22 protein-coding genes and 1 tRNA gene are annotated in these 23,794 nt (G+C 57.2%); 17 read left to right on the top strand and 6 right to left on the bottom strand.

The genetic code is table 11. The features are described 5' to 3' along the window. Window positions 1–16: 16 nt before the first annotated feature. The 5 genes from ACXAG1_RS03000 to rne form a co-directional block, all read right to left on the bottom strand. Window positions 17–1,297, bottom strand: coding sequence for a glycosyltransferase (locus ACXAG1_RS03000; protein ID WP_475118883.1), 1,281 nt, complete (start codon window positions 1,295–1,297; stop codon window positions 17–19). Next, a complete protein-coding gene (locus tag ACXAG1_RS02995) occupies window positions 1,294–3,537 on the bottom strand; it encodes a hypothetical protein (protein ID WP_475092905.1) in 2,244 nt (747 codons plus the stop codon). Before ACXAG1_RS02995 ends, ACXAG1_RS03000 begins: the two co-directional genes overlap by 4 nt. Further along, the gene (locus ACXAG1_RS02990) at window positions 3,537–4,253 is read right to left on the bottom strand and encodes a TVP38/TMEM64 family protein (RefSeq protein WP_475092906.1); all 717 of its coding nucleotides are present in this window, start codon (window positions 4,251–4,253) and stop codon (window positions 3,537–3,539) included. The genes ACXAG1_RS02995 and ACXAG1_RS02990 overlap by 1 nt, the downstream gene beginning before the upstream one ends. A 191-nt stretch (window positions 4,254–4,444) precedes the next feature. Then, a tRNA-Ser gene (locus ACXAG1_RS02985) sits at window positions 4,445–4,532 on the bottom strand. A gap of 133 nt (window positions 4,533–4,665) precedes the next feature. After that, complete coding sequence (rne, locus tag ACXAG1_RS02980; RefSeq protein WP_475118882.1) at window positions 4,666–7,743, bottom strand: ribonuclease E; 3,078 nt, start codon at window positions 7,741–7,743, stop codon at window positions 4,666–4,668. Window positions 7,744–8,668: 925 nt separating this feature from the next. Here rne and rluC point away from each other — a divergent pair. Then, window positions 8,669–9,598: a 23S rRNA pseudouridine(955/2504/2580) synthase RluC gene (gene rluC / locus ACXAG1_RS02975; protein ID WP_475118969.1), complete on the top strand. Its 930-nt coding sequence runs from the start codon at window positions 8,669–8,671 to the stop codon at window positions 9,596–9,598. 42 nt (window positions 9,599–9,640) lie between these two features. Beyond that, on the top strand, window positions 9,641–10,285 hold the full coding sequence (locus ACXAG1_RS02970) for an HAD-IA family hydrolase (RefSeq protein WP_475118881.1): 645 nt from the start codon (window positions 9,641–9,643) through the stop codon (window positions 10,283–10,285). An 11-nt stretch (window positions 10,286–10,296) separates the two neighbouring features. On the opposite strand, the gene ACXAG1_RS02965 is transcribed toward ACXAG1_RS02970, so the two are convergent. Then, window positions 10,297–10,878, bottom strand: a complete 582-nt coding sequence (locus tag ACXAG1_RS02965) for a Maf family protein (RefSeq protein ID WP_475092918.1) — start codon at window positions 10,876–10,878, stop codon at window positions 10,297–10,299. 138 nt (window positions 10,879–11,016) lie between these two features. Between ACXAG1_RS02965 and ACXAG1_RS02960 the strand changes: the two genes are divergently transcribed. From ACXAG1_RS02960 to ACXAG1_RS02890, 15 genes are all read left to right on the top strand, one after another. Further along, window positions 11,017–11,595: a YceD family protein gene (locus ACXAG1_RS02960; protein WP_475092919.1), complete on the top strand. Its 579-nt coding sequence runs from the start codon at window positions 11,017–11,019 to the stop codon at window positions 11,593–11,595. 90 nt (window positions 11,596–11,685) lie between these two features. Beyond that, the gene (rpmF, locus tag ACXAG1_RS02955) at window positions 11,686–11,877 is read left to right on the top strand and encodes a 50S ribosomal protein L32 (protein ID WP_043316110.1); all 192 of its coding nucleotides are present in this window, start codon (window positions 11,686–11,688) and stop codon (window positions 11,875–11,877) included. A gap of 3 nt (window positions 11,878–11,880) precedes the next feature. Beyond that, window positions 11,881–12,915, top strand: a complete 1,035-nt coding sequence (gene plsX / locus ACXAG1_RS02950; RefSeq protein ID WP_475092920.1) for a phosphate acyltransferase PlsX — start codon at window positions 11,881–11,883, stop codon at window positions 12,913–12,915. Window positions 12,916–13,001: 86 nt separating this feature from the next. Next, window positions 13,002–13,946 carry an ACP S-malonyltransferase gene (gene fabD, locus ACXAG1_RS02945; RefSeq protein ID WP_475092921.1) on the top strand — a complete coding sequence of 315 codons (945 nt, stop codon included), beginning with the start codon at window positions 13,002–13,004 and terminating at the stop codon, window positions 13,944–13,946. A gap of 86 nt (window positions 13,947–14,032) precedes the next feature. Beyond that, complete coding sequence (gene fabG / locus ACXAG1_RS02940; protein ID WP_475092922.1) at window positions 14,033–14,788, top strand: 3-oxoacyl-ACP reductase FabG; 756 nt, start codon at window positions 14,033–14,035, stop codon at window positions 14,786–14,788. A gap of 224 nt (window positions 14,789–15,012) precedes the next feature. Continuing rightward, on the top strand, window positions 15,013–15,249 hold the full coding sequence (gene acpP, locus ACXAG1_RS02935; RefSeq protein WP_010130751.1) for an acyl carrier protein: 237 nt from the start codon (window positions 15,013–15,015) through the stop codon (window positions 15,247–15,249). Between the two features lie 224 nt (window positions 15,250–15,473). After that, entirely contained in the window at window positions 15,474–16,715 is a 1,242-nt protein-coding gene (fabF, locus tag ACXAG1_RS02930; protein ID WP_475092923.1) for a beta-ketoacyl-ACP synthase II, read from the top strand. A 71-nt stretch (window positions 16,716–16,786) separates the two neighbouring features. Next, window positions 16,787–17,692 (top strand): aminotransferase class IV, encoded by a 906-nt coding sequence (locus ACXAG1_RS02925; protein WP_475118880.1) that lies wholly within the window; start codon window positions 16,787–16,789, stop codon window positions 17,690–17,692. Continuing rightward, entirely contained in the window at window positions 17,686–18,801 is a 1,116-nt protein-coding gene (mltG, locus tag ACXAG1_RS02920; RefSeq protein WP_475118879.1) for an endolytic transglycosylase MltG, read from the top strand. The genes ACXAG1_RS02925 and mltG overlap by 7 nt, the downstream gene beginning before the upstream one ends. Before the next feature lie 30 nt (window positions 18,802–18,831). Continuing rightward, window positions 18,832–19,470 (top strand): dTMP kinase, encoded by a 639-nt coding sequence (gene tmk / locus ACXAG1_RS02915; RefSeq protein WP_475092926.1) that lies wholly within the window; start codon window positions 18,832–18,834, stop codon window positions 19,468–19,470. Beyond that, window positions 19,467–20,504 carry a DNA polymerase III subunit delta' gene (locus tag ACXAG1_RS02910; RefSeq protein WP_475092927.1) on the top strand — a complete coding sequence of 346 codons (1,038 nt, stop codon included), beginning with the start codon at window positions 19,467–19,469 and terminating at the stop codon, window positions 20,502–20,504. Before tmk ends, ACXAG1_RS02910 begins: the two co-directional genes overlap by 4 nt. Window positions 20,505–20,716: 212 nt before the next feature. Further along, window positions 20,717–21,070, top strand: coding sequence for a PilZ domain-containing protein (locus ACXAG1_RS02905; protein ID WP_231757434.1), 354 nt, complete (start codon window positions 20,717–20,719; stop codon window positions 21,068–21,070). 124 nt (window positions 21,071–21,194) lie between these two features. Next, window positions 21,195–21,971 carry a TatD family hydrolase gene (locus ACXAG1_RS02900; RefSeq protein WP_475092928.1) on the top strand — a complete coding sequence of 259 codons (777 nt, stop codon included), beginning with the start codon at window positions 21,195–21,197 and terminating at the stop codon, window positions 21,969–21,971. Between the two features lie 33 nt (window positions 21,972–22,004). Further along, window positions 22,005–22,637: a dUTP diphosphatase gene (locus tag ACXAG1_RS02895; RefSeq protein WP_475092929.1), complete on the top strand. Its 633-nt coding sequence runs from the start codon at window positions 22,005–22,007 to the stop codon at window positions 22,635–22,637. 100 nt (window positions 22,638–22,737) lie between these two features. After that, the gene (locus tag ACXAG1_RS02890; RefSeq protein WP_475118878.1) at window positions 22,738–23,718 is read left to right on the top strand and encodes a malate dehydrogenase; all 981 of its coding nucleotides are present in this window, start codon (window positions 22,738–22,740) and stop codon (window positions 23,716–23,718) included. The last annotated feature ends 76 nt before the right edge of the window (window positions 23,719–23,794 follow it).

Genomic DNA, 23,794 nt, shown 5'->3' with positions numbered 1-23,794 from the left:
TCAGCTCACATCATTTTCAGGTTTTGCTTTTGCCGGCGTTTTCCAACGCGGCACTGGCGGCACTGGTGACACCTTCCAAAATTTCCCACTGCGCACCGATGGTGTTTCGCAGGCGCATCCACTGGGCATACAGTGAGTCGTCCACTGGCCAGTGTTGGTGCACCAATGTTTGGTAATATGACAGGGCGGCGGATGCACAATTTTCCATGGAAAAACGCTCTGCAGTTCGCAGTGCGCCTTCGCAAAGTGCCCGGTACTCTTCGGGTGACTGATCGAATACCCACTGCAATCCAGCGATAAATTCACGCGGGCAGTGATTGAGTATCAGGCGTCCGTTAAAACGGTCATCAACGACTTCGCGGCAGCCACTGGCGTCCAGGGCGACTACCGGGACACCGGCTGCCATGGCCTCAGTCAGAACCATGCCCTGGGTTTCGCTGGTGGAGGAGAATCCAAACACGTTCATCGCACTGTACGCATCTCGCTGGGCTTCTCCCTGCAAAATACCCGTAAAGTGCAGTCGGTCCGCCAACCTCTCATCACCAAAGATTCGCGTTATGCGCTCCTGGAGCGGTCCACTGCCGACCACCAAAAAGTGGACATGGGCATTGCGCCGGGTAAATTCGAGAACGGCGCGAGATAAAAATTCGAGATTCTTTTCCTCCGCAAGACGCCCGAGGTGCCCGATCACAAAAGCATCTGCAGGAATGCCGTACCGCGCCCGGGCGGCTCGGCCGTCTCCATCACCGTAGTCATCCAGTTTTACGCCGGTCGGCACGACCTGGATTGGCGATTTCACTCCGCGCTCGCGCAATAGCTCTGCAACGCTTTCGCTGGGTGCAAACACCATGCTCGCGAGATTGCTGTAGCGGGTTGCCAGCTCTATAACAAAGCGCTTGAGCGCCTCTGAGTCTGCAGGCACATAGTGGGTGTAGCGTTCGTACAGTGTGTGGTGCGTGAAAATCAAGGGCAGCTCGCGGCTGCGGGCAATACGTAGTGCGCTCATACCCAGTAAAAAGGGGTGGTGTGAGTGCACCAGATCTGGCTCAAAAAAGTCCAGGCGTTCGGTCAGCTCGCCAGAAAGTGGCAGCGCCACCGAAAAATCACTGCCGTTGAAATTCTGGATGGCAGGTATACGCACCACATCTTTTTCGTTTTCGATCTTCTCTGAAAACTCGGGTGCTACCACCAGTACATTGTGTCCCTGCTTGCGGTACTCCCGGCAAAAGGCATCTACCGATCGCGCAACACCGCCTACATGTGGCAGGTAGGTGTTGGTGAGCATGACGATATTCACAGAGGCTTGAGCTCCATCATTTCGGTATCGGTGCTGGCGGTTTCTGCCTGATAGCCAAATGCACGGACTTCGATCGGTGGCGCCTGGCGGTGCCATTTTCCCTTCCAGGAAATTCGCGGTCTTTCCCCAGGGATGATTTCCAGTGAAATAGTACCGAAATGCGTGGGTGCCGGTCCAAACCGAATTGGGCGTTGGGCTGTGCTGTCATTTAACCACTGCGTTGGCAGTCCGGAAGCGAGGATTAGCGTTTCACCTTCCTCGCGCACAAAACAGTTGCGCTGCATGGTAACCCATTCTGCCGCTGCCCAGGCGTGCTGACCATCTCCCATGCAGCCGCCAAATGAGTGCGGGTGTATGGCTTCGGGCCACTGCCCGGTAGGTGTCGCGAGTTTGGCGACATTGCGCATCAGATCAATACAGCGGGGGTCTCCCGCGCGCAGAAGAATCTGTGCGACATGGATGGTCAGATAGGCATTGATACCGGAGTGGATCATATCCTGGAAAAACCCGCCTGACACAAAGCAGTTTTCCAGTAGAAATTCGGCGAGGTCCAGCAGTCGGGGGTCGTCTGCATCATACAACTTGAGCGGGTAGCCCGCAGCGATGGAACCGATGGCGCCTGCGTCGAGGCGGCGCTTGGGGGATGCCGGCATTGCCGGGCGCCCGAGACGCTTGGCACACCCAGTTAATATCTCATCCACCGTCAACATGAAGTCGTCGGCGTGGTTTTGAAATATTTCCGCGTCCTGCGGTTGGCCTTCGCGCTCGCAGATGGCAACTGCCGCGTGTTGGCCGGCGATACCCCAGAAATCATCCCAGAAATAACAGTCATTTGGGCCGAGATGTTCGGCGCTAAAGCCCGCTGGCAGTAGGCCACCGGCCAGACTCCCATCTTTTGCCTGGCGCTTGTTGTGAATCCAGTGGGCGCCGCGCAGCACCGGGTCGAGCCAGTCGGACTTGAGCTTTGAGTTTGTAATGCGGCAATATTGATCAATGATCCACAGTGCTTCGCCGTTGGAGTCCCACTCGCCATCCTGAGAGTGGAAATAGCCGTTGCGCTTCTGTCTGGAGGGGAATCGCTCGAGGGCGCGCTCAGCACGCTCCAGTAAACCGGCATGCAGTAGCGACTGAATCATGAAGGCGGCATCGCGGAACCAGAACCGCTTGTACGTGTAAGGCCCGGGGTAGACATCATGCGGGGAGTGCAAAATCAGTGTGCGCACCGCGGCGTCGTACATAAATTGCATCTGTGAATCGGGCACCGTCATCGCGCAGTGCTGTTCCAGGTTGTGCTTCCAGCCGGCCGGTGCATTACCGAGGTTCAGTTTGCAGTGCTGCGGAATGGTAACCAGGGTATCCAGTGTTTCCCCCGGCTCAATTCGGAAGAGGGCGGCGGCGGTTGCCATACCGACTTCGCACTCTGCATGGTTTTCGTTTCCTTCTTCGCGCAAATAGAGTGCGATGTCGCCTTTCTTGTAGTCGGACGCATGGTGGCGATCTACCGAGCGATCAAACAGAATGCGGTCCTTGCCGTCCACCAGCCACCGGTCCCTGCTGCTTTCAAGGGTGACTTTATGAATAAATGCAACGCCTTCCGGATTGCACGGGCGCAGGGCAACCACCAGCCAGCCGCCCGTGTTGTGTGTGGCTTTTAGCTGCATGTGGCAATTGTTGGCGCGTTCATCCAGTTCGGCCCACACCCGGGCGCTGAGATTGCATTGGTCGGATCCCGATTCCGTCACTACCGCCACACCGCCTTCCAGATCGAGCTGCTGAGAAACGTCATCCCGCTGAGAAGGGTACAGGTTCTCGCCGTCGTCGCCGATGATCCAGGTATCGATAGACCATCCGTCATAGTGGGGTGTCAGGAGTCCGCGTGGGTCCACAATGGGCATTTCCTCGCTGCCTGGAACACCGACCGCGGTCCAGTTTCGATGGCTGAGGTTGCAGTGGGTGATGGAAAATGCCCGAGGGATAAACGAAATATCTGCAGGATCAAACTGACGCTCAATCCAGTAGGGCCACACCCAGTCCAGATTGTGTTGAATGACTTTGCTGTTCATCAGTGCACGCGCATGGAAAATTACTCCCGCGCGCAGCAGCTCGATTGGCTCGCTGACTTCGGACGGTTCCGCAAATCGCTGCAGGCGTGCCATCACCGCCAGTGGATCGAGAAATCCATGCGCGGTCGCGAATTTACGTACGAAGAACCGCCAGGGAAGCCATTTCATCCAGGGCATTAGAGTTCTCCTTTATCGATTTTCTGGTCGATTTTTTGATTGAGCGCGCGCCGGGCCATGCGGGTCAATCCAATGATCGCAATAACGGCGAGTAGAAACCCAAGGCCGTACAGCGTCCATTCCGTGGGGCTTCGGGTGCTGCGCTCGCTGCCAATACTGGCTAGGTCTGCCGCGATTGATCCCACGTAGACGTTATTCACTGTGATGGGGATGACACCGATGAAGTTCCCGATGCAGAAATCCCGGAATCTGACCGGTGTCAGACCAAAGAAGTAATTGGACAGCTTGAAAGGGAACAGGGGCACCATCCGCGTCAGCATGATCATTCGCCAACCTTCATCCCGCAGAATCTCCCCGAGATTCGGAGGTTTCACTTTCGAGAGCAGCCAGTTGGACGCGCGCTCGCCCAGTAAATAGCGCGATATCAGAAAGGCAATTGCGGCGCCGAGCACTGTTCCCAGCACTACGTAAATCGTTCCCTTGATCACCCCGAAGACAAACCCCGCGCCCATGGTGAACACCACCCCGGGAAACAGACACACGATAGCCAGGGCAATGACCAAGATGAACCAGATTCCGGCCTGCCAGCCGAGCGTATCCATCCACTGCATCAGCTCGATGAGGCGGTCGTCCAGGTCAAAGTAGTGGAGGATCCCAAGTACAGTGACCACGGTGACACTGCAAATGACGATCAACCAGAGAGGGTTAAATTTCACGCCACTCCTGTGCTTATGGCTGCTAATGAGGTGAACGGGGGCGCTGAATGGGTTCAGGCGTCTTTCTTTAGGTTAGACAATTGAGGAGAGGGGAGTGGGGGATGTTTTGACGGGAGGGGGTGGCAGGCCTGATGGGTTTACCGATGGACACATACAAAAAAAGCCCGGCTGATAAGCCGGGCTTTTTTGTATGGCGGTGGGGCAGGGATTTGAACCCTGGGACCTGTTACAGTCAACGGTTTTCAAGACCGCCGCTTTCGACCACTCAGCCACCCCACCAAATTGTGCTGCGCATTATACCGAGCTGTTATGCGGGTACAAGTACGCGGCCGATTTTTTTAGTAACTTCAAAGGGTTAGCTGCAATTTTGAACAGCTAACCCTCTGTTCGTTACGGCAATCGCCTCCGGCTCTTAGCTCACTTCCACATCGCGCTTAACCCGAGGGTCATTGGCGGGGCGGGAGAGGGCGCGGGGGCTGTGTTGGATGTTGGCTGGTTGCGCGGTATCCAACGGACGCAGCTCGCCACGTTCCGGGCGCTTGGTTTCGATCTGCAGATCAACCAGAGGTTTCGGGTTGATGCGTGGGTCGTTACTGGCGCGCGTAGGCTTGCCGGTGCTGGCCGCTTGTACGGGTTCGGGAGATTCCGTTACCTGCACTTCCTGCGCTGCTGGCGCTTCTACCACTTCCTCGGGTTCGGCTTTTTCTTCCGCTTTCTCTGCTACCACTTCTGCTGTCTCCACTTTGGGCTCAGCTTCGGTGGCGCTTTCCGGTGCGTCTTTTGCAACCGTTTCTGCTTTCGGTGCCTCTGCTTCAGCTTCGTCACTGCGTGCAGCCGCGGTTTCTACCGGAGTTTCTGCAAGGAAGTCACCTTCTGCATGGGTCTTCGGCGTTTCGGCTTTGGGCTCAGCTTCGGTTACCACTTCTTCTGCAGCAGGCTTGCTTGCTACTTCCGGCTTGGGTTCACGCTCTGCTTCAATGGCTTTTGGCTCCGACTGCTCGGCAATGCGCTCAGCACCCTCTGCCCATGGAGAAGCTTTCGGCTTCTCTTGTGCTTGGTCCTGCTGAACTTTTGGCTCGCTGCGTTCCTGCTTCGGCTTGCGTTCCTGCGGGGCCTGATCGCGTTTGCTTTCCGTGTTGCCAGTCTTGGCTTCGGCGCGCTCTTCGCGGGCAGGGCGTTCCGCTTTGGCGGTTACTTCGCGCTGTTCGCTCTCGCGTGCACTGGATTCCGCTGCGTCGGATTTGCTTTCGCGATTGTCCTGCTGGGCCTGCTCATCGTTGCGGTTGTCACCGCCGCGACGGCCACGACGACGCGGTTGCGGACGGCCGCGCACGTTGCTCGGGCGACGCGCTGGGCGCTGTTGGTCATCACCGGACTCTGCGGCTTCCGCACTCTCCAGGTTGGTGTTTTCTACGTCGGCAGAAGCGACCTGTTGATCGTTGCGACGATCGCCACCGCGGCGGCGACGGCTGCGGCGCTGGCCGCCCTCGCGACCTTCGCGGTTTTGGTCGCGGTTGCTGTCACGGTTCTGATCGCGATTCTGGTCTCGACCGCCATCGCGGGCCGTTTCATTGCGACGCTCGGAATTGTCATCGCGACGCTTGTCACCGCGCTTGCCGCGGGTGTCTTCCTTGCGGTCATCACTGCGCTGGTCGTCGCGACGGTTGCCACGACCACCGCGTCCACGTCCGCGGCCACCGCGCTGGTTGCGATTGCGATCGCGCTGCTGGTAGTTCTTGCCGCGTCCCTTGGACTTCTTGTGCTTCTTGCGGTCGTCTTCGTCTTCACCACCAAACAGGGCGGAGATCGCGCTGATCAGACGGCTGAACAGTCCGGGCTTCTCTTCGCTCTTGGCCTTCGGCTTGGGTTTGGCAACCGGCGTCGGGGCAGGGGCGGTGTGGGCGATCTGCTGAACCGCAGGCTGGGCAACCGGGCGCAGGGGCTCGTCGTCGCTTTTGTCTGCGGATTCTTCGATGGTGCCGGCGATTTTGTACGACGTCTCCAGAGTGGTGGAGTCGTCATCGCGCAGGCGCTGAACTTCGAAGTGCGGGGTTTCCAGATCGGCATTGGGGACCACAACAACGCGGGTGTTGTTGCGGGATTCGATATTGGAAATGGCCTTGCGCTTTTCGTTCAGCAGATAAGTGGCGACGTTCACTGGAGTGATCGCGCGAATTTCTGCGCTGCGCTCTTTCTTCGCTTCTTCCTCGACCAGGCGCAGGATGGACAGCGCCAGGGATTTGGTGCCGCGAATGGTGCCCTGGCCGCTACAGCGTGGGCAGACGCGGTGTGTGGTTTCACTCAGAGATGGGCGCAGGCGCTGACGGGACATTTCCAGCAGGCCGAAGCGGGAAATACGACCAACCTGAACGCGGGCGCGGTCCATGCCGAGCGCCTTTTCCATGCGCTTTTCCACTTCGCGCTGGTTGGACTTGTTCTGCATGTCGATAAAGTCGATGACCACCAGGCCACCCATGTCGCGCAGGCGCAGCTGGCGGGCGATCTCGTCTGCCGCTTCCAGGTTGATGTTTCGCGCAGTTTCCTCGATGTCGCCGCCTTTGGTGGCGCGGGAGGAGTTGATGTCGATGGAGATTAGTGCTTCGGTCACGTCGATCACGATGGAGCCGCCGGAGGGCAGTTTCACTTCGCGCTCGAAGGCGGTTTCGATCTGGCTTTCAATCTGGTAGCGATTGAACAGCGGGATATTGTCGTCGTAAAACTTCACCTTGTTGGCGTAGTTCGGCATCACCTGGCGGGCGAATTCTGCAGCCAGTTGATAGGCACCGTTATCGTCGACGATGACTTCGCCGATGTCATCGCGCATGTAGTCGCGGATGGCACGGATGATGACGTTACTTTCCTGGAACAGGAAGTGGGGTGCTTTGGACTCGTCCGCTTCTTTCTTGATGGCGGTCCACAGTTGCAGCAGGTAGTTGAGGTCCCACTGCAGCTCTTCACCGCTGCGGCCAACGCCGGCGGTACGTACGATGATGCCCATGCCGGAAGGTACTTCCACGTTGGACAGGGCGTCGCGCAGGTCACTGCGCTCGTCGCCTTCGATGCGGCGGGAGATACCGCCCGCGCGCGGGTTGTTCGGCATCAGTACCAGGTAACGGCCGGCCAGGCTGATAAAGGTGGTGAGGGCGGCGCCCTTGTTGCCGCGCTCTTCCTTGTCTACCTGAACGATGACTTCCATGCCCTCTTTGACTACATCCTTGATCTTGATGCGGCCATCGATGTCTTTCGGGGACTTGTTAAAGTATTCGCGGGAGATTTCTTTCAGGGGCAGGAAGCCGTGGCGCTCGGCACCGTAGTCGACAAAGGCGGCTTCTAGGGAGGGTTCTACGCGGGTGATTTTACCCTTGTAGATATTGGCTTTTTTCTGTTCGCGGGTGCGATTTTCGATATCCAGGTCATACAGCCATTGGCCGTCGACCAGTGCGACACGCAGCTCTTCCGGCTGGGTTGCGTTAATCAGCATTCTCTTCATGCGTTGGTTTTTTCCTTGCGGTTGCGCAAAGGTAAAACACCGCTGAAGCTCGCAGACGTTGGTGGTACCGCCGTGGAGGGACCTTGGGCCAGTGTTCGGCCAGGTGTACACGGCTGCCTCGTATGCCGCCCGCGCAGGGGGTGCCTCCAAACTGGGCACATCTGCCGGGTACATATCGAATTAACTCTGAATACCCCTCTTGTTCGGGTGTATTCGGGTCCTGCCAGTCCGGCCCAGCGTGATTCTTTGGGCGGGTCCTGGCTACTTGCCGGGTAGGGCAAGCATGGGTCACATCTCTTCGCTCTGGGGCCGGCTCGTGGCTGGGCCCTGTTTTGGTCTAGTAGTTGCCGGCGGCGCAGGGATGGCATTGTGCATCACAGGCGCGGGCCGGGGGCCAGTTCGGTCGCTGGCGCGCAATCTCAGAGCGAGATGTAACGAGTCGAGTTTGTTCCAAGCGCTGCGGGCATCGGCCCGTCTTACCTTCGCAAAAATCCCGTATATTGTCGGGTTGGGGTCGGCGAGAGCTTCAGGAGTGGCGCTTCTGTGCGCCCTGGGCACCGTCTTGCGACGCGCTCTCGAAGGGTCTCACCGACAAAGTTTTGTTGATAACGCGGTTTTCCGCGCACCGGCCGGATTGGCGGTATTTTCTCAAGAGCGGCACCTGGGTTTTTTTATAGCAGAAAAACCGTGCACCGCCGAAAACCAGCCCCAATTCAGGCCGGCCGAATATACCACGGTCGATAGGGGGCATCAATCGAGGTATTGATTGTCGCGCTTCAAATGGGGGAGGTGTGCGGCTATCATGCGCCCCATGCGAAATACCCCCTCAAAAACTTCTCCAAACAAACCCTCCCGGGCCAAAGATTCCCGCACAGATACCTCCAGCGCTTCTTCGAGTGGGGCTGAAGCGAGTGCGGGCGGCGGCGTGGGCGTGGGCGTCCAATTTATCACTGTGCCCGAAGAACTGGCTGGTCAGCGAATCGATAATTTCCTGCAAGCGCGCCTCAAGGGCGTGCCGCGGTCTCGCGTTTATCGCATTCTCCGCAAGGGCGAGGTGCGTGTAAATAAAGGAAGGGTGAAGGCCGAGTATCGCCTGAAGGGTGGTGACCTGGTGCGCGTACCGCCAATTCGTGTTTCCGAAGAGGCACCACCGGCGGTCGCGGGTGAACAGCTCCGGCGTACGCTCGAAGCGGCCATACTGTATGACAAGGGCGGGTTGCTGGTGGTGAATAAGCCGGCGGGCCTCGCGGTCCACGGCGGCAGCGGTGTGCGGCTTGGGTTGATTGAGGCGCTGCGACAGATGTACCCCGAGAGCCCGTTTATGGAGTTGGTGCATCGATTGGACCGGGATACCAGTGGCGCAATCCTGGTTGCGCGCAAGCGGGCCGTACTGCTGCATGTGCAGAGCGAGTTGCGTGCCGGCAAGATGGCGAAGTCATACCTGGCGTTGGCTGCCGGCAAATGGCCGCGGGCGCAAAAGCTTGTTGAAGCGCCGCTGCGTAAAAACACTCTGAAAAGCGGTGAGCGCATGGTGGTAGTGGACGGAGAGGGCAAGCCCTCGACGACCCGCTTCCAGGTAGAGGAGCGCTTTAATGGCGCGACCCTGATGCGCGCCGAGCCGGTGACCGGGCGCACCCACCAGATTCGTGTGCATGCCCAGTTTGTTGGCTGCCCGCTGGCGGGAGATGTGAAGTACACCCCGGACGAGGTGAACGCAAGTTTTCGCGATCTTGGACTGAAGCGCCTTTTTTTGCACTCTGCTGGAGTGGGGTGCACGCTACCGGATGGATCCCGGGTCAGTGTTGAGGCGCCACTTCCAGGTGAGCTCAAGGCGGTTTTGACCAGGTTGCGCTGAGGTGCAGCTTTAGATCGGTATCAGGTTGTGAGGTAAGTTTCCGTGTTGGTAATTCTCGACTGGGATGGGACTGTATGTAATTCCGAGGCGCGTATTGTGAGCTGCATGCAGCGGGCGGCGAGTCGTGCGGGGCTGCCGGTGCTCGAGCCTGCGGCCATCGGCAATATTATTGGTCTCGGGTTGCCGGAGGCGATTGCCTCCCTGTTTCCCGAGGCTCACTCGGAGCAGCGTACGGATCTCCGCGATTACTACGCCGACGAGTGGTTGGCCGCTCGCAGTGAGCCGCTGCCGTTATTTGATGGCGTTGCGGCTACTCTGGATAAATTGCTGGGCGCCGGGCACGACCTGGCAGTAGCCACCGGCAAAAGCCGCCGCGGCCTGAGTCGCGAGTTTGAGGATCACGGGGTGGGGCACTTGTTTGTTGCGAGTCGCTGTGCCGATGAGACCGCCTCCAAGCCGGACCCGACCATGCTGCGCGAAATCCTTGCGGAAACCCGTACCTCACCGGACCAGGCGGTAATGGTCGGGGATACCGAGTACGACCTAAAAATGGCCTCTGCGATCAACATGCCGTCCATCGGCGTTAGCTATGGCGTGCACAGTCGGGAGCGATTACGTGAATGCGGTCCGCAGCGGGTAATTGATCATTTCTCCGAGCTGTTGGCGTGGCCGCCGCTGGTGGCCTGAGGTGCGACTCTTCAGGCCAGCGGGCTGATGTTGTGCTGTTTAAGTAGATTGATAAGTCGAATTAATGGTAGGCCGACCAGCGAGTTTGGGTCTGACCCTTCCATTTTTTCGAAGAGAGAGATCCCGAGGCCTTCTGATTTAAACGAACCTGCGCAATCCAGTGGTTTTTCCAGCTCCACATAGCGCCGAATCTCGCTTTCACTCAGCTCGCGAAAGTGCACCGAATACAATTCGCATACAGTGCGGTGCGTGCCGTCGCTGGAATCTGCCAGGCAGAGACCGGTATGGAAGTTGACTGCGCGGCCGGAGCTTTGGCGCAGTTGTTCAGTCGCCTTGTCGTCACTGCCGGGCTTGCCGAGTAGGGTGCCATTGCATTCCGCAACCTGATCTGAGCCAATAATAAGAGCGTCCGGGTAGTCGGTCGCTAAGGCCAGAGCCTTTTCTGTGGCCAGGCGGCTAGCCAGTGCGCTGGCAGATTCGCCAGGCAATGCTTCTTCATTTATATGGGGTGCGTGGCACTCGAAGGGGAGTTGCAGCTTTTCCAGCAGTTGGCGGCGGTAAGTGGAGCTGGACGCTAGAATTAGGCGGCGCATGAGAGCTTCCTTTAATGGTGGGTTCCAAGACTGCTTCGATCCGCCGAAACAGCGGTGTGCCGGGCATTGGGGCCGCTGATCATGCGTTGGATGATTTGTTTTGACAAGGCTCAGGTGAGTCCATAGAATTGCGCGCTTATGTCGATACCCCCCCAAAAGACTGCCCAGAATTCAGCGCAGAAATCGGACCAGAGATCCGCGCTGCCACGCCGCATAGACGCACGCAAGTTGGTGCAGCGCGGGCAACAGCTGGACGGTACCGTACCTCCGGAAGCACTGCCGAGACTGGCAGCGGCCACGGAGTCGGTTGAGGGCGATATAGCGGTTTCCCTGGCTTTTGCCAGAGATCTGCAGCGCAACCAGGTGGCTACTGGCCATCTCGCGTTGACGGTTGGTTTGCTGTGCCAGCGTTGCTTGCAACCGGTGAGCGAATCCATTGAAGCAGATATCGCCTTGGGGTTTGTGTGGTCTGAAGAGCAGGGTAACTCGTTGCCCAAGTCTCTGGACCCGGTGATACAGGACGGTGATGAGCTGGATCTGTATCAGGTATTGGAAGATGAGATTTTGCTCAATCTGCCCATGGTTGCTTATCACGACTGGGATTGTGTCGCTCAGGAGACATTTCAGAGTCGTGGCGAGGAGCCGGAAGCGGAAGAGCAACGAGAAAACCCCTTTAAAGTACTGGAACAGTTGAAGGGTTCGTCAAACAAGTCTTGAGTTGGTCTCGAGAGATGTTTGAAGGGTTTGGGCTCGCCGGTAGGCGCCCCGGTTCCGGTGTTAACTGTTAGGTATGTTTAGGAGCACCAAATGGCTGTTCAGCAGAACAAAAAAACCCGTTCCCGTCGCGGTATGCGTCGCTCTCACGACGCTCTGAGCGGACCGACTCTGTCCGTAGATCCGACTACTGGTGAAAAACACCACCGTCATCACGTGACCAAAGACGGTTTCTACCGTGGTCGCAAAGTGATCGACGTTGGCGGTTCTTCCGAAGAAGAGTAAGTTTTGTCCAGCCAATTTCGATTGGCCGTGGATGCGATGGGCGGGGACTTAGGTCCCCGCTCTGTCGTTCCGGCCTGCTCAAGATTTCTTATCCGCTATCCCCGGGCAGAGCTCAAGCTGTTCGGCCCCCGCTCTGAACTCCAATCCCTACTGATTAAAGAACCGCCATCCGTGCGCGAGCGCCTGGAGTTGGTGGACTGCGTCCAGGTGATTACTCAGGGCTGCAATCCGGTGCAGGCCCTGCGTCACAAGCGTGAGTCCTCTATGGCCAAAGCGTTGCAGTCGGTTTCATCTGGCGAATGCGGTGCTATGGTGACGTCCGGTAATACCGGGGCATTGCTGGCGTTGGGCCGAAGCATTCTGGGTACCGTTGAGGGTGTGAAGCGCCCCGCACTCGGTAAGTCCCTGCCTACAGCTGATGGCTCCTGTTTCCTGCTTGACCTGGGTGCCAATATCGATTGCAGCGCCGAAGACCTGTTGCAGTTTGCGCGCATGGGGATTGAGGCCCAGCGGGTATTTGCCGGGAAAGACGATCTTACGGTTGCACTGCTGAATATTGGTGCGGAAGAGCACAAAGGTACCGAAGAGATTCGTCGCGCCGGCCAGCTGATGCAGGCAGATCCCGCTATTAACTATGTGGGATTCGTCGAAGGCCACGATATTTTTACCGGTGTGGTAGATGTGGTGGTCTGCAATGGCCTGATGGGCAATGTGGCCATGAAATCAGCAGAAGGCGTCATTCGACTAATAGGTCAGAAGTCGTTCACAATTGACAAGAAGGCGCCGATAAAGCGTTTTTTTGGCCAATTAGCCATAAATCTGTTGCGAAAATGGCGGTCACAGTTGGAGCCTGGTCGCTATAATGGCGCCAGCTTTTTAGGGCTGGAAGGCAACGTCATCAAGAGTCATGGCGGTGCCAGCAGTGAGGCGTTTTACCGCGCTATGCTGACCGCAAAAGAGTGTGCTGAGTCGGATCTGGCACATTTGGTTGGAAGGGCTATGGCATACCAGGCCCAGCGTCAGACCGGCAGCGATTAACAGAAGCGCGCCGGTCTTTCGCCCTAAGCGTTGGTGTCCGCTGCACAGCCTCCCTGGAATTCAATCATTTGGTTAAAGGATGTTCCATGACCAATCCAGTTTTGGCGTTCGTTTTCCCTGGCCAGGGCTCCCAGCAAATTGGCATGCTGGCCGATGCTGCCCAGGCTTTCCCCGAGGTCGCCGCGACCTTTTCTGAAGCTTCCTCCGTACTCGGCTACGATCTGTGGGATCTGTGTCAGAACGGTGCTCAGGAAGACATCAATCTGACCGAGAGAACCCAGCCGCTGCTGCTTACCTCCAGCGTTGCCCTTTACCGTGCGTGGCAGTCCCAGGGCGGGGCGGTGCCGGCATCCATGGCGGGGCACAGCCTCGGCGAGTGGTCTGCACTGGTTTGTTCCGGCGTGCTCGCATTTGAAGATGGCGTGCGCCTGGTGCGCGAGCGCGGACGCTTGATGCAGGAGGCGGTACCGGCTGGCGAGGGTGCCATGGCCGCAGTGATCGGTCTGGACGACCAGGCAGTGGAAGCCGCCTGCGCAGCATCCGCGCAGGGATCAGTGGTATCGGCAGTGAACTATAACTCCCCCGGGCAAGTGGTCATTGCCGGCGGTGCTGCCGCCGTTGAGCGCGCCATTGAGGCTTGTAAAGCCGCGGGCGCCAAGCGCGCTTTGCCGCTGCCCGTCAGCGCGCCTTTTCATACGGAGCTGATGCGTCCTGCTGCGGAAAAATTGGCGCCGCAAATCGAGGCGACCACATTTAACGCGCCGGAAATCCCGGTGATTCACAATGTACACGCGAAAGTCGAAAGTGACCCCGCGGCTATCAAGGCGCTGATGATTGAACAGATTTTCAGCCCGGTTCGCTGGACCTCCTGCGTGCAGGCAATGGCGGCTGCGGGTACCCAGCAGTTGGTTGAATGCGGCCCCGGCAAGGTGCTTGCTGGCCTGGCCAAACGTATTGATCGCGGCTTGGGTGCGCACAATATCGAAACACCGGAGCAGTTGTCCGAAGCGGTAAATGCAACTGCGTCGTAAACGTTGCCCACAAAATCAAAAAGAAACGGAACAAAGACCTCACTGCAGTGGCATACCGCTATCGTGGTGAGTGATCGGGAGAAACTATGACAATTTCAACTTCGCTGGAAGGTAAGGTCGCTCTGGTGACTGGTGCGAGCCGCGGTATTGGCGCTGCCATTGCGGACCTGCTGGGTGCGCAGGGCGCTACCGTTATTGGAACGGCGACCAGCGCCTCCGGTGCAGAGAAAATTTCGGCGCGTTTTGCCGAAAAGGGTATTACGGGTGCCGGCAAGGAATTGAACGTAACCAGCCCGGAGAGCATTGCCGAGGTGCTGGAATCGGTGAAAGGTGAGTTTGGCGCGCCGACCATTCTGGTCAATAACGCCGGTATCACCAAAGATAACCTCCTGATGCGTATGAAAGACGATGAGTGGGAGGATGTTCTGAATACCAATCTGACCGCCGTCTATCGTGTGAGCAAGGCATGCCTGCGTGATATGACCAAAGCGCGTTGGGGCCGGATCATTAATATCAGTTCCGTGGTCGGTAGTATGGGCAATGCCGGGCAGAGCAACTACGCTGCAACCAAGGCAGGCGTGGGTGGCTTTGCTCGGGCGCTCGCGGCCGAAGTTGGCTCCCGCGGAATTACTGTCAACACCGTCGCCCCCGGTTTTATTGATACCGATATGACCAAGGTTTTGCCGGAAGCGCAGCGTGAAGCGCTGTTGGGCAAAATTCCGCTGGGTCGCCTGGGTGCCCCGGAAGAGATTGCATCCGTTGTCGCATTTTTGGCCAGCGACGCTGGCGGTTATGTGACCGGAGAGACCATTCAAGTGAATGGCGGCATGTATATGGGCTGATTTTCTCTCGAGAAAGTCGCCATAACTGATTGATTGGTAAAGAAAAATTTATCATTCAACGGTTGCTGGGAGGCGGTGCATTACATCCCGAAAAAATCAGGGTACAATGCCGCCTCGCATTAACCATAAGCTGTGTTAGCCGGTTACTGATTCGCCAATAGCGGCGAGCAAATTTCAAACAGTGACCAAAACAGATTTTTATCCACTAGGAGTTAAATTGAATCATGAGCAGCATTGAAGAGCGCGTAAAAAAGATCGTTGCTGAACAACTGGGCGTGAAGGAAGAAGATGTAAAACCTGAAGCATCCTTTGTTGAAGATCTGGGCGCTGACTCCCTCGACACAGTTGAGCTGGTAATGGCTTTGGAAGAGGAATTCGAAACCGAAATTCCTGACGAAGAAGCAGAGAAAATCACCACTGTTCAGCTGGCCATCGATTACATCAACCAGAACCTGGGTTGATTCCTGCTGGATAGCTTAAGTAAAGGGTACGCATTGCCTTTTGCTCGTACTGTCAGCACCAAAAGTGATTAGCCAGTACTGAAAGCATCGCGAGAGCCGTTCTATGTTGCATAGCGCGGCTCTCCGTTTATTTGCATAATGATAAAAAATGCATATTGATAAACAAGCGACCGACAACAGCATTCTCGTTGTGGCGCAGTAGATTTATTTCGGGGGAGGCACAAGTGTCTAAAAGAAGAGTCGTTATCACCGGTATGGGCGTAGTCAGCCCGCTCGGCAACACACTTGAGGATACCTGGTCCGCTTTGTTGGCTGGCACCAGCGGTGTCGTGCCGATTGAGACTTTTGATGTTTCTGCATTCACCACCCGCTTTGCGGCAACCGTCAAAAATTTTGATCCCGAACCCCATGTTGCGCAAAAAGAAGCGCGCAAGATGGACGTATTTCTGCAGTATGGTATGAGTGCCAGTATCCAGGCCATGGAAGACAGCGGCCTGGAAGTCACTGATGAAATCGCACCGCGTGTTGGCGCCTGTATCGGTTCCGGAATGGGCGGCATTGCGGCCATCGAAAACAATGCCATGCTGATTGCGGAGAAGGGCCCGCGTCGGGTTTCTCCGTTCTTCGTGCCTGGTGCCATCATCAATATGGTATCCGGCAACCTGTCGATTAAATACGGCATGAAAGGCCCGAACCTTTCTACCACCACTGCCTGTACCACCGGCACCCATGCGATTGGCCTTGGTCTGCGCACCATCCAGTATGGAGACGCCGACGTGATGGTTTGCGGCGGCGCGGAAATGGTTACTACTCCGGTCGGTCTGGGTGGTTTCTGCGCGGCTCGCGCGCTTTCTACCCGCAATGATGACCCGCAAGCGGCCAGCCGCCCCTGGGATAAAGACCGCGATGGTTTCGTACTGGGTGAGGGCGCTGGTGTGCTGGTGCTCGAAGAGTATGAACACGCGAAAGCCCGCGGTGCGAAAATCTACGCAGAGCTCAGTGGTTTTGGTATGAGCGGTGACGCGCACCACATGACCTCTCCCCCCGAAGACGGCGCCGGTGCTGCACTGTCCATGGCGAACGCGTTGAAAGATGCGGCGATGAACGCCTCCGCAATTCAGTACATCAACGCCCACGGCACTTCCACACCGCTCGGTGATAAAGCGGAGATTGCTGCGGTACGTTCGGTGTTCAGCGATTGCCTGGACACGCTTGCGGTCAGCTCTACCAAATCGATGACGGGGCACCTCCTTGGGGCTGCCGGGGCCATTGAAGCGATCTTTTCGGTGAAGTCCCTGCAAGATCAGGTTGCTCCGCCGACCATCAACATTGATAACGTCGATGAACATTGTGTCGGGGTAAATCTGGTTCCCCACAAAGCCCAAGAAATGAAAATTGACGCGGTACTGTCGAACTCGTTCGGGTTCGGTGGCACCAATGGCTCGCTGATCTTTCAGCGCGTCTAACTGACAGAGCAGGTGATGGCCCGGTTAATTGGAGATACGATTCCCCGGGCTGTCACCTCTATTCTCTCTCCGTGACGGATATTCTTCCTCTCTATTATTCTGCCCTCGGTGAGCAGCCCTCCGTTGTGCCCGATCGCGCGTTTCAGTACGGGCTATTGGAAACTATGCGTGCCCATACCGGGTCTATTCCACTGTTGCAGTTACACCTAGAACGACTCGCTCGCAGCGTGACTCTGGATGATGATGCCAAGCAGTCGATAGCGGCCATCGCGGCGGCGGCTGCCCTGCGCACACGAAGTTGGTCTTTCGGTGCCAGGGTGCGCCTGCGTTACGGCGTGATTGGCGAAGATTCCACACAGTCTCCACAATGGGATATCGCGGTTGTTCCACTGGAAGAATCTTCGCGCTGGGATAATGGGGTAGTGCTCGGGCTTTGCAGCACTCGTCTGGCCGCAGCTGATACCCGGTCGCCTTTTACGCGATCGGTGGCAGATTCCGTCGGTGGCGCAGTCCGACCGGAATATCTGGGCTGTAAGTTGCTGCGTCGCGATACCTACGAGCAGGCCGCGGCGGAATGGCGCGCTTCAAGTCACAATAATGAGTCCATGCCGCTGCTGGAGCCGTTGCTGTGTAATGAAAATGGCATCGTCATTGAGGGTTCCCGCAGCAATTTGCTGATCATGCGTGACGGGCACTGGTTCACCCCGAAGCTAAACCGGTATGGGGTTCGGGGGGTAATGCTACGCTGGCTGGCTGGTCAGGTTGAAATCGGCGAAGATGACTTTACGCCGTCGGACTTGCTGTCAGCAGAGGAAATTGCTGTCTGTAACAGTGTCCGTGGGGTGGTGCCGGCAAGATTGCTGCCGGTAGGGCAATCGCAACGGGATTCCCAAACCTCACCGCTTTTTAAAGACCCGGTATCGCCAGGGCAGGCCGTATCTGTCTTGCAGCAAAGAATTTCGGAAGAATTATGGTAGCGAAGAAAAAGAGCAGTAAGAAAGCTTCCACAAGAACTACTAAGGGCAAGCAATCTGGTATCGGTTTGGTCGCAAAGTTTCTGCGTGGCCTGCTGGTACTGATCGTGCTCGGTGTGATTGGGAGTGGTGCCACATTTTGGTTTGCGCAGAATGCCCTGGTGGAGCCGCTCGCGGTTCCAGTGGACGGCATGCGTATGGATGTCGAGGCAGGCAGCAATTTGTCCCGGGTCGTTCACAGGCTGGCAAGTGAAGATATTGTGCAATATCCGCGCCTGGTGCTTGCATACGCGCGCATTAAAAAGCTCGGGCACATTCATCCCGGTGAATACATGATCCCCGCGGGCAGCAATGCCATGGACCTGGTGGCACGTTTGAACCGTGGGGATGTCACCCGCTACCGTACCACAATTGTAGAGGGGTGGACCTTCGCACAGGCATTAGACCAAGTGCGGGGGGCGAATAAAATCAAGCCAACCGAGAGCGCGGCAACCGTAGAAGCGGCCGCTAAGGCGTTGGGAATAGAAGGGAATCCGGAAGGTCAGATTTTCCCAGATACCTATATCTACCGGTCGGGAACCACAGACCTGGATCTATTGCGTCGAGCCCAGCAGCGTATGAAAACGATTCTGGCGGAAGAGTGGGAGGGGCGCGCTAGTGATCTACCCTACGATAGTGCCTACCAGGCTCTGATTATGGCTTCCATTGTGGAGAAGGAAACCGGCGTGCCCTGGGAGCGAGACGAAATCGCCGGGGTTTTTGTGCGGCGCCTGAACAAAGGCATGCGCCTGCAAACAGACCCGACGGTGATTTACGGTATGGGGGATAATTACGCGGGTAATTTACGCCGTGCGGATCTGCGTGAGGCCACGCCGTACAATACCTATGTGATCAAAGGGATGCCGCCAACACCGATTGCGTTGCCGGGACGTGAAGCCATTCATGCGGCATTGCACCCGAAAGCGGGAAAAACACTGTATTTTGTCGCGAAGGGCGATGGCTCGCATCAGTTCTCGGAGACGCTCGCTGAGCACAACCGCGCGGTGCGCGAGTATCAGCTGAAGCGCCGTTCGGACTACCGTTCCAGCCCGGCGGACGTAAAACAAAATTAAAACTTGTCGAAATTGAAGATCGATTCATACATGCAAGATTTTCCCGAAGGAAAGTTCATTACGCTGGAAGGCGGCGAGGGGGTGGGGAAGTCCACCAATCTTCGATTTATCACCCGCTGGCTGGATGAACAGGGCATTTCCTACATCCAAACCCGCGAGCCCGGCGGTACACCGCTGGCGGAACAGCTGCGACACTTGCTGCTCGAAAAACGTGACGAGGCGGTAGACCCCACTGCGGAATTACTGATGGTGTTTGCTGCGCGCGCGCAGCACCTGAATCAAGTGATTAAGCCCGCCCTCGCCGAAGGAAAGTGGGTGGTATGTGATCGGTTTACGGATGCGACCTATGCCTATCAGGGCGGAGGGCGTGGGCTCGACCAGAATTTGATTGCCCAGCTGGAGCAAACGGTGCAGGGGGACCTGCGGCCGGAATGTGTACTGCTGCTGGATGTAGATCCTGAGATCGGATTGCAGCGCGCAGCTAGCACCGGAGAGGCGGACCGTTTTGAAAGTGAGCAGATCGAGTTTTTCAAAAAGGTGCGCGCCGCTTACCGCAGTCGTGCGGAAAGCGACCCCGACCGGTATCGGATCATCGATGCCTCGGTGCCACTGGAAGCTGTGCAGCAGAGCCTGGCCGTCGCGTTACACCAGATCGCAGGCTCCCCATGAGCGCGAACTCTGAACAGAAGGGTGCGGTCGAGCAACCGCTCATCCCGTCGCCATTGCCCTGGCAGGCCGCACAGTGGCAGCGACTTGGTGCCCAGTGGATAGCAGGGCGCTGCCCCCACGCATTGCTTATCAGCGGTCAGACTGGCCTGGGCAAGCGGCGTTTTGCAGAAGCCTTCACCGCCCTGCTTCTCTGTGATCAGCCGCGCCACGGCCTGGCGTGCGGCGAGTGCCGTGGCTGCCAGTTGCGGATGGCCGGCTCGCATCCGGACTTCGCCAGGGTGGTGCCGGAAAAGGAGCAGGGGCCATTAAAAGTCGAGCAGATTCGCGAGCTCGGAGATTTTGTTGGCCGCACCAGCGGCCGCGAAGGCGCGCGGGTGGTGTTGCTGGCTCCCGCGGAAGCAATGAATATCAATGCGGCCAATGCGCTACTGAAGAACCTCGAAGAACCCTCTGGGTCGGTTATTTTTCTGTTGATTACCGATCACCCTGCCGGGTTGCTGCCGACGATCCGCAGCCGTTGTCAGACTGTTGCCTTTCCGGTGCCTCCGCAGCAATCCGCCCTGCGCTGGTTGCGTGAGAGCGGGATTGAAAATGAAGATGCGGACAGTGCGCTGAACCTCGCTGGCGGCGCGCCTCTGCTGGCCATCCGGCTGATGGAGCCAGAATCGCAGGAGACACGGCAGCAGTTTCTCGCAGACCTGACTGCGCTCACACGCGGGGATGAGAACCCCGTGACACTGGCGGGGAAGTGGGAGAGTCCGGGAGAGGGGGCCGACCTGAACCTGCTATTGCAGTTCTGGCAGAGCTGGCTGGCGCTGATGCTCAAATCCCGCAGTACAGATGAGGCAGCGGAGTCGAATATCATGGCGCTGCTGCAGCGACTGCCCGGATCCGGGCCAGAAAGCATGCGGTCGGTATTCGCATTCTACGACCACTTGCTCAAGGCGCGGGGGGTACTGTCAGGGAACAGCAACCCGAACAAGCGCCTGCTGGTGGAAGAGTTGATGATCCGATGGGCGGCACTTTTTCGCTGATTTTCGCCAGCGGAAACTTGTTCTCATGACTTGCTCGACAAGGTGGACAGGTCCTGGTCCTCGGGGTAAGTTAGCGCAACAATCAATGAAACGTCGGCCGGGTGAAACACTTTTGTCCGTCGGCCGTTGTTTAAATAACAAACAAGATATAAGCCGGGTCTGAATTCCGGCGTATTCGCCGATTCTGGCGGACCACGGAAACGGGGTTGATTATGAAAGGAATGGGGGGCGGTGCCCGCAACGGCATCCTGTCGCTGAAAATTCAGGACAAGTCCGTGTTGTATGCGGCTTATATGCCGTTTGTGAAAAACGGCGGCCTGTTTATCAATACCGACAAATCCTACAACCTGGGTGATGAAGTTTTCCTGCTACTCAGCCTGATGGATGAACCAGAAAAGTTGCCGGTGGCCGGGAAGGTAGTCTGGATTACTCCAGGTGGTGCCCAGGGCAACCGTACCCCAGGTATTGGCATCCAGTTTAGTGATAAGGAAAACATCGCGCAGGGCAAAATTGAAACACTGCTGGCAGGCTCTCTTGAGTCGAGTCGCCCCACCCATACCCTGTAAAGGCCCGCCGCCTGGCGGTGGAGCCCCATCTGCCGCCCGGTTCTGAAGTGCGGACGCGCGCAATGCGGGTCCAATCTGTATAATTCCCCCTCAATTTTGCACACACTCCGATAGGCCGGGATTCATGCTGGTAGATTCTCACTGTCACCTCGACAGGCTAAAACTCGACAAATTTGATGGTGATCTGGACGATGTTCTGGAACTCGCCCGCAGCCGTGGCGTAGGCAAATTTCTTTGCGTCGGTATCAGCCTGGAAAACGTAGACCAGGTGGTATCCATCGCAGCTAGATATCCCGATGTGGTCTGTTCCGTAGGGGTGCACCCGTTGGATGTTGAGTCCGGGCTGGCGGATACAGAAAAGCTGAAGTCTCTGTCGGCAAAACCCAACGTGGTGGCGCTGGGCGAGACCGGTCTCGATTATTATTACAGCACCGAGACCAAAGAAGTGCAGCAGCAGAGTTTCGTCGCACACCTGGAGGCCGCCGGAGAAGTCGGGTTGCCTGTGATCGTGCACACCCGCGATGCCCGTCAGGATACGATCGAATTGATCAAAGCGCACGGTAGCCGCGAGCATGCCGGCGTGCTGCATTGTTTCACCGAATCCTGGGAGATGGCCAGGCAGGCCCTGGATCTCAATTACTACATTTCCCTTTCCGGGATCGTAACCTTCAAGAACGCAGAAGAGCTGCGCGAAGTCGCGAAGCAGGTGCCCCTGGATCGCCTGCTGGTAGAAACCGATTCACCTTACCTGGCGCCGGTACCTTACCGGGGCAAGCCAAACATCCCGGCTTATGTGCGCGAAGTGGCGGAATTTATCGCTGACCTGCGCGGACTCAGCTATGAAGAACTGGCCGAAGCGACCACTGCGAACTTCCACCGTCTTTTCCCTCGTGCCGCCTGAAGGTAGCGCGCTGTATTTCATTTAGGAATCACCATGTCACAACAACAGTTGCAGACCATGCTTGCCCTGCAAGATGCCATCAACACCGTCGTCAACGAAAACTGGCGTGCACAGAACTTCGCCTGGTACCGAGCCATCTGGGTGGAGAGTGCCGAGCTGCTGGATCACTACGGTTGGAAGTGGTGGAAAAAGCAGCAGCCGGAAATGGAGCAGGTAAAGCTCGAGCTGGTCGATATCTGGCATTTTGGCCTGAGCCTGGAGCTGCAGCAGGGTTCCCCGGAGGAAGTTGCCAGCAAAATGCAGCAGCAACTGGAATCGGCGGCGCTGGAAGCAGGGGATTTCCGCATAAACCTGGAAGCCTTCACCCTGAACACGCTTTCCACCAAGCAGTTCGATCTGCCGGGATTTGCACAATTATTGGCCGATTGTGACATGGGTTTTGACGAGCTTTACCGCCGCTACGTCGGCAAAAATGTGCTGAACCGTTTCCGCCAGGATCACGGTTACAAAGACGGCAGCTATGTAAAAACCTGGGAAGGCCGGGAAGACAATGAGCATCTGGCAGAGATTGTTCAATCATTGGACGCTGCAGCAGAAAATTTCAGCAACCTGCTCTATGAGGCGCTAAAAAACCGGTATCCGGGCGCTCAGAAGAATTTGGCCTGACAGTTTTCGTCTGATTCTTCTTCTGGATCAGACCAAAGGATAATGCATTTAATTTGCAAAGCCCTATAATGCGGGCGCCTGAAAACAACGGAGATACATCGTGAAAGCACCTGTTCGTGTTGCAGTTACCGGCGCCGCCGGTCAGATCAGCTACTCGCTGCTGTTTCGCATCGCTTCCGGCGAAATGCTGGGTAAGGATCAACCAGTTATTCTTCAGCTGCTGGAAATCACTCCCGCACTGGAAGCGCTGAAAGGCGTGGCCATGGAGCTTGAAGACTGTGCCTTCCCGCTGCTGGCTGGCATCGTACAGTCCGACGACGCGACCGTTGCCTTCAAAGACGTAGACTACGCACTGCTGGTTGGCGCACGTCCGCGCGGCCCTGGTATGGAGCGCAAAGACCTGCTGGAAGCCAACGCAGCGATCTTCTCCGCTCAGGGTAAGGCCCTGAACGACGTTGCTTCCCGCAACGTAAAAGTACTGGTTGTTGGCAACCCGGCCAACACCAATGCCCTGATCGCCCAGCGCAATGCGCCGGAACTGGATCCGCGCAACTTCACCGCCATGACCCGTCTGGACCACAACCGTGCCCTGACTCAGCTGGCGAACAAGACCGATTCCACCGTGAACGACATCACCCACATGACCATCTGGGGCAACCACTCTGCCACCCAGTACCCGGACCTGCACCAGGCCAAGGTCAACGGCGAAGACGCCATGGGCAAAGTTGAGCAGGAGTGGTACGAGACCGACTTCATCCCGACTGTACAGCAGCGCGGCGCCGCCATCATCAAGGCCCGTGGCGCTTCCTCCGCAGCTTCTGCGGCCAACGCTGCCATCGACCACATGCGCGATTGGGCGCTGGGTTCCGCCGAAGGCGACTGGACCAGCATGGGCGTATACAGCGACGGTTCTTACGGCATTCAGGAAGGTCTGATCTATTCCTTCCCGGTTGTATGCAAGAACGGCGACTGGGAAATCGTTCAGGGCGTGGACATCAATGACTTCTCCCGCGAGAAGATGACTGCGACCGAGACCGAGCTGGCTGAAGAGCGCGACGCCGTTGCGCACCTGCTGCCGTAAGCTTTCTGCTTCTTAGAAGTTCAAAGCAAAAAAAACCCGCACATTGTGCGGGTTTTTTTTGGCTTGAAGTTTCTGA

The organism is Microbulbifer sp. ABE4_465, from assembly GCF_056160765.1.
The sequence above is the reverse complement of the archived record's forward strand: the minus strand, read 5'-3'. Positions and strand labels throughout refer to the sequence as shown.

What these genes read in the sequence shown, in the direction of transcription:
- ACXAG1_RS02995 (WP_475092905.1), bottom strand. Translation starts at nt 3,537, where the DNA reads ATGCCCTGGATGAAATGGCTTCCCTGGCGGTTCTTCGTACGTAAATTC.
- ACXAG1_RS02900 (WP_475092928.1), top strand. Translation starts at nt 21,195, where the DNA reads ATGCTGGTAGATTCTCACTGTCACCTCGACAGGCTAAAACTCGACAAA.
- ACXAG1_RS02910 (WP_475092927.1), top strand. Translation starts at nt 19,467, where the DNA reads ATGAGCGCGAACTCTGAACAGAAGGGTGCGGTCGAGCAACCGCTCATC.
- rpmF (WP_043316110.1), top strand. Translation starts at nt 11,686, where the DNA reads ATGGCTGTTCAGCAGAACAAAAAAACCCGTTCCCGTCGCGGTATGCGT.
- acpP (WP_010130751.1), top strand. Translation starts at nt 15,013, where the DNA reads ATGAGCAGCATTGAAGAGCGCGTAAAAAAGATCGTTGCTGAACAACTG.
- fabD (WP_475092921.1), top strand. Translation starts at nt 13,002, where the DNA reads ATGACCAATCCAGTTTTGGCGTTCGTTTTCCCTGGCCAGGGCTCCCAG.
- fabG (WP_475092922.1), top strand. Translation starts at nt 14,033, where the DNA reads ATGACAATTTCAACTTCGCTGGAAGGTAAGGTCGCTCTGGTGACTGGT.
- ACXAG1_RS02905 (WP_231757434.1), top strand. Translation starts at nt 20,717, where the DNA reads ATGAAAGGAATGGGGGGCGGTGCCCGCAACGGCATCCTGTCGCTGAAA.
- mltG (WP_475118879.1), top strand. Translation starts at nt 17,686, where the DNA reads ATGGTAGCGAAGAAAAAGAGCAGTAAGAAAGCTTCCACAAGAACTACT.
- rne (WP_475118882.1), bottom strand. Translation starts at nt 7,743, where the DNA reads ATGAAGAGAATGCTGATTAACGCAACCCAGCCGGAAGAGCTGCGTGTC.
- ACXAG1_RS02965 (WP_475092918.1), bottom strand. Translation starts at nt 10,878, where the DNA reads ATGCGCCGCCTAATTCTAGCGTCCAGCTCCACTTACCGCCGCCAACTG.
- ACXAG1_RS02895 (WP_475092929.1), top strand. Translation starts at nt 22,005, where the DNA reads ATGTCACAACAACAGTTGCAGACCATGCTTGCCCTGCAAGATGCCATC.
- ACXAG1_RS02960 (WP_475092919.1), top strand. Translation starts at nt 11,017, where the DNA reads ATGTCGATACCCCCCCAAAAGACTGCCCAGAATTCAGCGCAGAAATCG.
- tmk (WP_475092926.1), top strand. Translation starts at nt 18,832, where the DNA reads ATGCAAGATTTTCCCGAAGGAAAGTTCATTACGCTGGAAGGCGGCGAG.